Genomic DNA, 12,308 nt, shown 5'->3' on the forward strand with positions numbered 1-12,308 from the left:
TCACCTTTAACTAGATCGTGAAACTCAACTCTGTTTTCTGGATTACCTGGGGATTTTAATCTTATAATATATTTTTCACCTTCACCTATTCTTTTTAAAGCTTCTTCTGGAGATAAATTTCTACAGATTGCATATTCTCCATAATATCCTGGAGTTAATTTTTCACTAATTTGTTTTTCTCTCAGTTGTTCTAGCTCCTCTGATGTACAAAAACATGGATAAGCAAGCCCCTTTTTAATTAAATCTCTAGCAAAAGTTTTATATATCTCTTCTCTTTCGCTTTGTCTATAAGGACCATACTCACCTTTAGATGTATTATGCCCTGTCATACCTTCTGTAAAATCTAACCCAAACTTATGCATGGTATTTATAGTATCTTCTATAGCACCAGCCACTTCTCTTTTTTGATCTGTATCTTCGATTCTTAAATAAAAAACTCCTTCACTTTGAGTAGATATTCTTTCATCTATTAATGCAGAAAATACTCCTCCTATATGTTGAAACCCTGTTGGACTTGGAGCATATCTAGTAACCTTTGCACCTTCTTTAAGGTTTCTCTTCGGATACTTTGAAATATAATACTCAGGCTCCTTATCAATGTTAGGGAAAATTGTATTTGCTAATATTTCATAATTCATTTTACTCACCTTACCTTATATATTTGTTAATTACCTCACACTTTGGCTTAATCCATATAATATAATACAACTTAATAATATAATTTAGCATTTTATATAATATGAGATATGTGGTAATCTTATTTAAAGTTTACCTTATATAAAACTCTATTAAATATTAATCCATTTTAAATATTACCATAAAATAAAGTATAATTGTACCCCTATATGTTTTAATATAAATTCCTTAGATTTTATATAAAAGATTCATCTTAGTTTCTTTCCCATTTGTTTTCATGATTTTGATACCTTGGAATTTATCATAATTTTCCTTAATTCCTTCATCTAAGTTAATGGATTTTTTTTCATTAGCAATATATGCAACTATTTCATCATATTCAATGAGTTCTTCTATCTTCCTTTTTAACTTTTCACTTTTTTTCCTAGCTATTGCTCTTTCCTTAGCACTATATTCCTGTGAGTCTTTTATTAGTTCCAATGTACTCAATTCACCTTCATATTTTCGTTGCATAGGATTAATATATTCTGTCCTCAATAAAGCTACAGTTAAGCTGTCATATCTATGAGCATATACCAATGCTTTAAATCCATCATTCTTACCTGAATCAAATAACCAATATATAGGTTTCTTTCCATAAGCTTTTATATGATCCTTATAAAATTCCTTAAAGAAGTATCTTCTAATGCTTTGCCTTGAAGTTTCGCTATCTTTTTTGCCTAAAATATTGGCTATAAAATTAAGATTCTCTTCCAATACTTCATTTCCATAAACTGCTTTTAAAAATTCAATGAACTTGGTCATTAAATCTTCTGAAAAATATTTTTCTTCTGTTATAGGCATTATATTATCAACCTTAGGCATAAAACTTGAATTAACCCATCTATTATCATTTACTTTTCCAGTGGAATCTATTTCTACTTTCTTAACTCTATGATTTTTAAAATCCCATTTATCTTGGAAGTTTCTACCTCCATACACTAACCCATCAACATCTATTGAATATCTACCCATAATACATCCCACTGCAAAAGATATTAAAGATTTCACTTCTCTTTCTACCTCAATTCTCCTTAATGTTATATCTTTATAGGGTACATCCGGGGATAATTCTTCATTTAAACCATAAACATCTATGAAAATTTTATTTAACTTCTCTTCATTATTTTTAAGTTTCTCAATAATTTTCATATTTTCTTTTTCCCAAAGTTTAAATCTAGATTCTATGGTTACATTCTTAACTTTTTTTTCTCTTAAGCCTCTCATCAATGGATGAGTTCTAAAGTTCCATGATGTCTCAAAGTCATTCCATTCCGCTTCACTAATGGCTATATTTTCTTCTACAATTTCATCAATGATAGATTTTATTTCTTCTTTAAATATATCTTCATTTATTGGAACATTCTTCAAATCTCCTACTTGTATATTATAGGTTGGATTCATTATATCTAAAAACATATTAGCAACTTTGCTGCATAACAATGCTAGTACTACCTTTTCTAGGTCTTTATCATCAAAGAATATAGAAGATCCAGCAACATCAAATATGAACCCCTGAGGAGAATACCTCGCTCCCATATTTTCAGAAATAAAAGTGTATGTAAGACCACTTTTAAAATAAAACTCCTGATTTTTTATAGTTCTACTATATGATTTATATAATTTTGCTGCATAATCTTTTACTTCACTACCATCATTTTCCCAATTAATCACATATCTATTATTACCAAACCACTTTCTGTATTCTCCACCTTTGTTATATGGAAACCATTTTTTCTTACTTAGCAAAGCTTCATCTCTATCAGTAGCTGAAAAATTAATTTCATTTATATCAACTTCATACCAATCTCTTAAAAACCGTTTATTATCTGATGTAGCCATTCCTTGTCGAGGCTTTGCAATATTTTCAAATTTGTGTAAATTAGAAAATAAATTTAATACATTATCATTTGCCCAATAAGCAAAAGGTTTTGTTGGAATTGTCATAAGTTTTTTTAACCATATATTATAAATCCCCTCTCTCTCCATTCCACTACAGACCGACTTAATCTTTATTTTCTTTTCTAAAGCTGTTACCTCTTTAGTAAGGTCTACAATTCTCGTTTTATATTTAGGAATTTCACTATTTTGATTTATAAAAGCAACATTCTGTACTATGGTACCCACATTATCTTCAAATACCTTAGCTCCTAAATGAATCATGCTTATAAAAGTACTGTCTTCTAAAAGCTTACCTCTAAGTTCTAAAAAACTACTTAAAAACATCCATGAATGCTGATTTACCATGGCATAAATCCCATCTTTTTTCATATAGCTCTTGCACACTTCCATATACACAGAAAATAAATCATGCTTTGATAAAGGATAATGGTTGGTCAAATATTTAGCTAGGGTATCATTAGCTCCCCTTAGTCCCATATAAGGTGGATTAGTAATACAAACCTCATATTTAATACTCATTATTTCTCCCTGATTAATGAGCTTTGGTAATTTATTTAACAGTATCTGTCTATAATCACTAAATACTAAATTATTTTCTTCATTTATCTCTCCTAACCGTTCTTTTAGCCTCTGAAAATTCACCTTCTCAACTCTTAATATTGATCCAAACTCTTTACCATCCTTAAAGGTATTTACTAAATAAAATAAATCACCTCTTAGCTCTTCATCTTCCTTTGCGAAATATTCTATAATTTCATAAGTAATACCATTACTTTCTTCTATAGCTACTATATTAAGCTTCAAAGGATTTTTTTCAACTTCTCTGAAAAATCTTTTATTATACGCTCTAGCCTTCATAATAAGACAGAACATACCAATTTGACTAGCTCTTGAATCTATATCTAATCCAAATATATTATTTTCTAAAATTTTTCTTGAAATCTCTCGCTCTGGATAAGCTGAAGATTTGTAAATTTTATAAAGCACATCAAAGGCATATAATAATATGTGCCCCGAACCCATACATGGATCAAGAACTTTTATATCCTCAGGATGTAAATTTTTTCTCCCCAATTTAATATTATGTAAAATGTCATCTATTTCGAAATCCTGAATGCCTTCCTCTAAATAATATTTTAATTCATTCTTTAAATTTTCATCCTCATGTCCTTGAATCCATATGGTTCCTAATGAATTTTCTACTAAATATTTCACTATCCACTTAGGAGTAAATAACTGAGTAGCTGCTGGAATGTTTTCTTTAGTTATTTTTACATTTTTCTTTAGATCATCAAAAACCTTATCCTTCTTTTCAGATATATAATACTGATACATCCACCCTATAATTTCTACTTCCTCTTTCCAGTCTTCTTCATCTATGTCATTGCACATTTTCCTTAGTATGGAACCTTCTTCTAACAAATTATCAGGAAATAACAATTCTGTATAATCTTCTATTTTTTCAAATAAACCAGGAATAATATTCCCTAATTCATTACATTGTCTTATTAAAATATATTTATATAGATTTTCTCTATCAGAATTTTTACTACTATCTAACAATTTATAGACTAAATCTGAATCTAGTCTCAACTCTCTTATAACTTCACCAACCCTAAATAAAATATCTGGTTCCATTTTACCTGGTATCTCTGAAGATATAATTCTTATTCCAATGGGCAAATAATCATGTACTTCCATATATCTTAAAGCTATAAACCTGTTAAACCAAGTATATGCCACTTCTTCCACAACTTCATCTAAAGATTTTGATTCTATTTCCTTTATTAGTGATTTTCTATGATTAGGTGAAATATTAAATATTTCTTCTCCACCCACTACTTTAAATCCACTTTGAACCACTTCTATATCTCTAATTCTATTATCTTCAATACCTATTTTATACGCTCTATCTTTTATTTTTTCAATAAGATTACTTCTTGCCCAAGTGGCAAAAGCCTTAACTTTATTCTTATTCATCCTTTAATTGCTCCTTATTTGCTATGTAAAATTTCAATAGCTTTATTATAACATAGTAAGATTTTTTTATTGAAATTTTTATATAATTCCTTAGCACATTATTTTCTTTTCAAATTCTAAGATTTTATAATTTAACCCTAAAGAGCTATCTCAAAATAATTCTCTAGAATCTCTAAAATATTGAGTTTATACTTTAATACCATTAGCAGATAATACTCAACATAATTAAGATTTAGATTACTTTGAAATAGCCCTTTTATAAATAAAATATTTAATTTTAATAACCGTTTTTTTTTGCTACGATACCACTTTCATTGGTACCTGGCTCTTCAATAGTAGTATTAAAGCTACTTTGAGCGTATTGACCTTGAGATTTATTCCCATTACGAAGATAGTTCTCCTTTTTGTATTTCCTTTTATCTTCTTCACGTTGTTTAATCTCATATTGTTGTTCTCTTAATAAATCATGATCCATCTTTATCCCTCCTTTAACACATATATTCATTGTTTATTATGTGTTAAAGTTTTTATAGTATACTGTTAAACACAATATACCTTTCCTATGAATTCTATTATTAATTTAATTTTAAAATCTAGATCTCAGTATAATTATCCTTAAACCAATCTATTAGTTTTCTTGCAATACTAATGCTTCCAGGAATACTAGGTAAATTATTTACCTCAAACCAGTTTGCCTCTTCAATTTCAACTCCATCAACCTTTATTTCACCCTTATCATATTCTGCTGTGAACCCTACCATAAGAGAATTAGGAAATGGCCATGGTTGATTACCAAAATATTTTATATTTTTAACTTCTATTCCCACTTCCTCCATTACTTCCCTCTCTACACATTCCTCTAATGTTTCACCAGGTTCCAAAAATCCTGCTAAAACACTATAAAAATTATGTTTTGACTTAGCATTTTTAGCAAGAAGTAATTTACCATCTTTAACTATAGCAACTATTATAGCAGGACTTATTCTAGGGTAGCTTATAAAACCACAGTGTGGACATATTTTCCCATATTCATTTAGTATAGTATTAGTACTATTACCACAAACACCACAATATTGATGGGTTCTATCCCAATTCATGATTTGAATAGCACGTCCCGCTTCTATATATATTTCATCAGAAACTTGTCCATATAAGTTTCTTAAGGTTATAAATTTCATACCCAAAGGTTCTGTATACTCTTTTGATACCTCTACAGAGTAACATTTACCACAACTTCTAGTTCCTAGATCTTGAACTCTTACTGGATTAATATTAACTGATTCTAAATCTTTAAATCTTGGTATAAAAATTTTATCCTCTTTTTCTTCTACTAATAATTCATTTTGTCTAAATATAAACCAAATAGGAGCATTAGTTTTTTCTGTTGATAAATGATTCATTATTTTTCCTTCTTTCATTTTGTATAAAATCTATATTAACCTTAATATATTTTATTAATTAAGTCTATACTATTTTTTAGTTTAAAATGTAAAAAACCTCGTAATACTTATTAGTACTACGAGGTATGGTGCGCCATCAGGGGTTCGAACCCTGGACCCCTTGATTAAGAGTCAAGTGCTCTGCCAGCTGAGCTAATGGCACATGTCCTTATCACAAATATTATTATACAACCCGCTTCAAGTTTTGTAAAGTATTTTATTAAAATACATTAAATAAATATTTATCATTTAATGTAAAAAAATATAAAACAATGAAGTTTATACTTAAATAGTTTAATTTAATTATACTAATTATTTACGAGCTAATTTTTTTAAAAATTTTTATTAAAAAAGAAACAACACTCTACAGTATTGTTTCCCTTGGTGCGCCATCAGGGGTTCGAACCCTGGACCCCCTGATTAAGAGTCAGGTGCTCTGCCAACTGAGCTAATGGCACATGTCCTTGTCACAAATATTATTATATTAAGATTATTTAATTTTGTAAATAATTATAGGTATATACAATAGATTTCAAAATATCTATTGTATATACCTATATTGTATTTAAACGTCCTTTAAGTTCATTATATAAATTTCTTATTTACATCTCTTGATCCACTTAGATATAATAAGTGTGGATAATAAATATTGAATTCTATAACATCACCAACTTTATAATTTGTTTTACAGTCTTCTATATCTATAATTAAATGGTCACTACTAGCACCAATTACCTCTATATTTTTATCTATAGGTATTAAAGTATCTACAGAAACAAAATCCTGCTTACCTATTGCCAATAACGCACGTCTTCTTTCACCTCTATCTTCATAGGTGGGCTTATTCCCAAATGCATCTATAAATATTTCACCAATTGGATGAGATGGCTTATTTTTAACTTCTACTACCTGAGCTTTTAGAATAAAGGCATCTTGATGTAACATAGACATATCATACTCCCAAAAATCATCTAAATCCTTAGCAACTAATATTCCTTCTCCAATTCTTAAATTATTAATTTTACTTGGTATTTTTCCATCCCAAATTAAAGTTAACGAAGAAGTAGCTCCTCCTGAAACCACATCCAATTCTCTTCCAATCAAAGCTTCTATTTTTTCTGCTACATCACATAATTTACCTAAATTCTCTTCTGTAGGTTTTACAGAACCATAGCATCCTAAATTTGTCCCTATACCATAAAGTTTTACATTAGTTAATTCTTTATCTACATATAAGGCTAAGTTTATGAACTCCTTTTCATCTACAATACCTTCCCTTAAATCACCTAAATCCATCATTAAAATAACTTTGTGACTTTTGTTTTTGTATTTACACTCTTCGTTTATTTTCTTTAAAGTTTCAATTTCAGAGTTTAAACTTATATCCACATATTCCACTAATTGTTTTATTTCATTATGCATAGGTATTCTTATAAGCATAACAGGTTTTTTTACACCTTGTTTTTTCATCTCTATAACTTGATTTATTCTAGATGTAGCAAGATACTCACATCCTGCCTTGTCCATCTCTGAAACTATCTGTGGCATAGCATGTACAACTTTAACTACTCCTGCTACAGAAATTCCTTTATTCTTACATAAATCCACTACATATTTAGTATTATCATATACCTTTTTTAAATCTATCTCTAGTAGAGGAAATTCTTCCAGCTCCTCCATTTCCTTTATATGGATATCATTAATCAAAGTGTTTTCTAACATAGTATCCTCTCCAGTCCCCTAATATAAAGATACCTAATTTAAATTAGTTTTATCTAACAGCTGCTATCTTGTTTATATTATAAGAAAATTCACTCAATACTTCTCCATCCATATTAATTAAAACAAACCCAACCAAAAGCTACTCATAACACAACCATATAATTATGTTATGAGTAATTAAAAAATAAATATAATTCTAAATTTAGTTGATTGTTTAATAGTTATAAATAAAGTTCTTTGCTTCAGAGGGAGTTTTTACTGCCACTGAAACTTAGCAATCGTTATCAAGGGACGTAGCCGCTCTTTACTCCCAATTCGAAGAAGATGAGAATATTAGAGCTGGTAATCATCGTATAAAAAGATTTATGGAATTAACGTCTAATTAATTCTTTAATAAGCAATGATAGTTTTAATAAACCTTTCTCTAGTTCTTCTATAGGTGCATAGGAAAAAGATATTCTCAAAGAATTGTTAAAATTAGCATCATATATATATCCAGGATACAATAAAATTCCCATTTTACATGCTTCATCAAAAAGCTTATACATACCTATTTTATACTTTAATGTAATCCAAACATAATAACCCCCTGAGGGTGTTTCCCAAGTAGCAATATCCTTGAAGTATCTATTTAAAGCATTTATTGTTACATCTCTTCTTATAGTTAATTGACTTCTTATCTCTTTTAAATGATTTTCATACAATCCCGTTTCTAGCCACTTACCCACTGTAAGTTGTGATAAAGAGCTAGAACCATAATCAGTTTGCATCTTTATATCACCTAATCGTTCAATTACTGGTTCTGGTCCTACAATCCAACCAATCCTTAGTCCTGGACATAATGTCTTTGATACACTCCCTACATATAACACCAATCCATTAGTGTCTATACTCTTAATAGGTTCCGGTGGTGGAGCCTCAATCCAAAGCTCCCTGTATACATCATCTTCAATAATAGGTAACTTTTCTTTCTGACAAACCTTTATCAACTCTTTTCTTCTTTTTTGGGACATGACTATAGAGGTAGGATTTTGAAAATTTGGTATAGTATACAGTATAGATGGAACATGTTTTTTTATGTAATCTGGAATTAAATTAGCCATAACTCCTTCATTATCCATAGGTATACCACTTCTTCTCATATCTAATGACTGAAATATTTGAAGTGAGTACATATAAGAAGGATTTTCTAACAATACAGTAGAACCCTTTTGCAATAATCCCATAGAAATTAGCTGCATTGCTTGCAAAGCTCCAGAAACAATAAGTATAGAACCTGGTGATGCATATATGCCAATTGTCTTTAAATAATTACTTACTTGCTGCCTAAGATACATAGTTCCACTGGGACTTTCATATCCTAAATTATCCATATCCTTTGCTACTTCATTTAATATTATTTTCATATCTTCTTTTGGAAATAATTCTGATGATGGTTCTCCAGTGCTCAATCGTATATAATCTTCTCTAAACTCAAGGGTATTGATTTTCTTAATAGTTTTAACATTAGGGATATGAATGCCTTCATCAATATAGGACTTCCAATCTGGTTGTATATTAGATAATAAAGGTGATACATTATTTACTATTTTAGTTCCACCCTTTCCCTTACCCTCTAATATTCCTTCTGCCTTCAACTCATCTATAGCTGAAACAATAGTACTTCTATTTACATTAAAAATTTTAGCTAGTTCTCGTTGCGTAGGAATCATAAACCCGACTTGCCATTCTCCTCCATTTATTCTCTCCTTAAAGTACTCTACAATTTGAATATATAGAGGCTTATTTATGTTTTTATCCGGCTTCCAATCTATATTTATTATATTTATCTCTCCCTTCAAGATAATAATATACTATTAAATATATTTGCTTATCTATTTAATATATTAACCTAAATATTTCTTCTTTTATAGTCCTTTATAAGAATAGAGCTTAATTATCAGATGATAACTAAGCTCTTATAAATTTAATTTTTCTATTAGGATTGTATTTCTATCTCTTTCTCCTCTAAGTAAGTACATATGGCTCTGAAATCATCTATCCAATGAATTTTTGCAAGTTCTCGCAAATCTAGAATTATACCTGTACTTTTATGTTTGATATACTCCATATTATAGATTTCCGTTTCTACAAAATTATTTATATAGCTATATATACATGGAACAAATTTATCCCAATTCTGTTCAAAATATTTAGTTTTTGCATAACATAATCTATTTATATGAAATATTATCCCTATAGGCGTACTCTTCGTGGCTAGTTTATGACTAAAATATTCTTGATTAGGGTATTTGGGCTCTACTCTTTCCCAATATAAGTTTTCATTGGGATGTAAATTGAATTTATCAATTATTTTGCACTTTTCTTTCCCCAACTCTTCTCTCATCAACTTTTCTCTAATAGGCTGTTCCAGCTCTTTTAAATACTCTAGATTCATAATGTAATGCCCCCTATTAAAACCTTGTTATAAATTTCTTAATTTCATTTTATTGCTTTATATAGCAATTTACCAATACTAATTATTGATAAGTATAATATTACTTATTGGTAATATTAATACAACAATATAAATTAATCTATTATACTAATTACATATATAATTTTAATAAATGAAAATCCTGTACTTAGCCTTTACTTAAGCTCTAATACATAAAAAAAGCTTTTATGAGAATAAACTTCTTCATAAAAGCTTTTACAAAACTTAATAACTATACAGCTATACTTCTTCTTTTTGAAAACACACTAACACTTTCTTTTGCTAGAGCTGTTACTATAGATGATGATCCAATAAATAGTATTCCTATTTGTGGAGTTATTATTGTAAAATCAATTACTCCATGAACTAAAACAATTACCTGTATTGCCATAAGTAAAGCTACACTACTATATCCAGATTTATAAAGATATATTAAATCTTTATAAATATTTGCTCTTATATATAAGTAAATTAAAAGTCCAATTACTCCTAAAGAAGTTAATAATGATAGCCATATATTATGAGAATGATTAATGACACGACTATACCTTGAGAATTCATTACCATGCTCTATAGTTCCTAACATTCCCCAACCAGTCAATGGTTTCTCTTCTATCATCCTTAAAGATCCTAACCATATTTCTTCTCTAGTGTCAAAAGACCTCTCAATCTGATGACCAGTAATTTCTTGAGATATATCAGATACCTTTGGAGGTGTAAAACCTACTACACCTATAACTAATAAAATAGATATAATTATTATTATATCACTCTTATTTCTTTTTATTTTCAATAGTAATAGGGATACTAATCCAAACATAAATCCAATAAAAACCCCTCTTGAGCCAGTTAAACAAAGATTTATTAAAAATAGAGCTGTAGCACTATAATATGACAACTTCACCTTAACACTTTTACTATTAGAAGCATAGTATATGGCCATTATCACCATAATAGCAAACCAATCTCCAGCTATGTTCGGATTTCCAAAAGTACTAAAAATTCTATGATTAGTTGAAACCTCCAACGGTACACCTAAAAATTTTTTCCACAGTTCCATTGGAAAATATGCAAAAGTAACCTTTTCTATAATTCCAACAATTCCCGAAAAAATTGAAAACTTAATTAAATAATTACATATTATTTCCAATTTTCCTTCTGTCTTGCAATAATTTTGTAATACTACACTTATAGTAAAATATAAGAAAAAAACTATTGAAACAGCGGCAGACATAATACTTTTATTAAGAAGTCCAGCTAATAGAGACCAAAGAAACAAAAGAACCAATCCCATATTCCAACTATTTTTCTGTATTTCTTCTCTCATCTTTATAACCCTATAAGTAGTATATACTCCGGTAAATAATGCAGTATATGGAGACATAATAATTAATAATATTAAATTAAACATAATCTTCACCTTTATTTTTCTATTCTTCCATATATAATATGTTATTATCATCATGGAAATTATTTTATAGTTTTACCTAATAATGTGTTCTTAAAATCCTCTATATATATTTTACACATTTTTTCTAATTTTGTTAATACTTTTTACATATTTTGGTATATATTTTTTAATACATAAATATACACATTGATTATAATACATTATGTACTTATTTATTTCAACATAAAAAACATATTGTAATAAATTCGTAAGAACTTCCTCACTGTATATTATAGGATTTAAAGTTACTTCATATACCTTAAATTAATAAAATTATACCCTTTTCTCTTTTCTCTTTTCTTTAACTATTTTACAAGCAAGACTACTCTATAAACTAGATTTTAAATAAATGTAGATTTACTGATGAAAACCATTTTCTGAAATTTTCACAAAGACTATAAATATATAATATAGTGAGTATATAAATAAAAATGCTAAGGAGTGGTTATATTCCACCTCCTTAGCATTTTCTTATTTCAGTATTTATTTACCTATATCTTTTCTATAATACATTCCATTAAAATTTACTTGTAATATCCCTTTGTAAGCCTTTTCTCTTGCCTCTTCTAGATTATCTCCAAGAGCTGTAACTCCTAAAACTCTACCACCATTAGTAATTAATTTATTATATATGGAATTAGCTCCAGCAATAAATACCTTTTCA

8 protein-coding genes, 2 tRNA genes and 1 pseudogene are annotated in these 12,308 nt (G+C 28.5%); all 11 read right to left on the minus strand.

Annotated features, from left to right (window positions below; translation table 11 throughout):
• Nucleotides 1-638 (minus strand): annotated as a pseudogene (locus tag B2671_RS12085) (glutamate--tRNA ligase family protein); the annotation flags it as partial.
• Between the two features lie 226 nt (nucleotides 639-864).
• Nucleotides 865-4,557 carry a BREX-1 system adenine-specific DNA-methyltransferase PglX gene (pglX, locus tag B2671_RS12090; RefSeq protein ID WP_346870650.1) on the minus strand — a complete coding sequence of 1,231 codons (3,693 nt, stop codon included), beginning with the start codon at nucleotides 4,555-4,557 and terminating at the stop codon, nucleotides 865-867.
• Between the two features lie 277 nt (nucleotides 4,558-4,834).
• A complete protein-coding gene (locus tag B2671_RS12095) occupies nucleotides 4,835-5,032 on the minus strand; it encodes a hypothetical protein (protein WP_035132938.1) in 198 nt (65 codons plus the stop codon).
• Nucleotides 5,033-5,150: 118 nt separating this feature from the next.
• Nucleotides 5,151-5,957, minus strand: coding sequence for an NAD(+) diphosphatase (gene nudC / locus B2671_RS12100; protein ID WP_346870651.1), 807 nt, complete (start codon nucleotides 5,955-5,957; stop codon nucleotides 5,151-5,153).
• Between the two features lie 126 nt (nucleotides 5,958-6,083).
• Nucleotides 6,084-6,159 (minus strand) — tRNA-Lys (locus tag B2671_RS12105).
• Between the two features lie 219 nt (nucleotides 6,160-6,378).
• A tRNA-Lys gene (locus tag B2671_RS12110) sits at nucleotides 6,379-6,454 on the minus strand.
• Nucleotides 6,455-6,581: 127 nt separating this feature from the next.
• A complete protein-coding gene (locus tag B2671_RS12115) occupies nucleotides 6,582-7,718 on the minus strand; it encodes an alanine/ornithine racemase family PLP-dependent enzyme (protein ID WP_346870652.1) in 1,137 nt (378 codons plus the stop codon).
• A gap of 371 nt (nucleotides 7,719-8,089) precedes the next feature.
• On the minus strand, nucleotides 8,090-9,559 hold the full coding sequence (locus B2671_RS12120; RefSeq protein ID WP_346870653.1) for a PLP-dependent aminotransferase family protein: 1,470 nt from the start codon (nucleotides 9,557-9,559) through the stop codon (nucleotides 8,090-8,092).
• Between the two features lie 137 nt (nucleotides 9,560-9,696).
• Complete coding sequence (locus B2671_RS12125) at nucleotides 9,697-10,155, minus strand: hypothetical protein (RefSeq protein ID WP_346870654.1); 459 nt, start codon at nucleotides 10,153-10,155, stop codon at nucleotides 9,697-9,699.
• Nucleotides 10,156-10,426: 271 nt separating this feature from the next.
• Nucleotides 10,427-11,605 carry an O-antigen ligase family protein gene (locus tag B2671_RS12130; RefSeq protein WP_346870655.1) on the minus strand — a complete coding sequence of 393 codons (1,179 nt, stop codon included), beginning with the start codon at nucleotides 11,603-11,605 and terminating at the stop codon, nucleotides 10,427-10,429.
• A 522-nt stretch (nucleotides 11,606-12,127) separates the two neighbouring features.
• A partial coding sequence (locus B2671_RS12135) for a phosphoribosylglycinamide synthetase C domain-containing protein (protein ID WP_346870656.1) occupies nucleotides 12,128-12,308 on the minus strand: 181 nt, incomplete at its 5' end.

Source organism: Clostridium sp. UBA5119 (assembly GCF_002414285.1).
In the GTDB taxonomy this organism is placed as follows: Bacteria; Bacillota; Clostridia; order Clostridiales; family Clostridiaceae; genus Clostridium_J; species Clostridium_J sulfidigenes.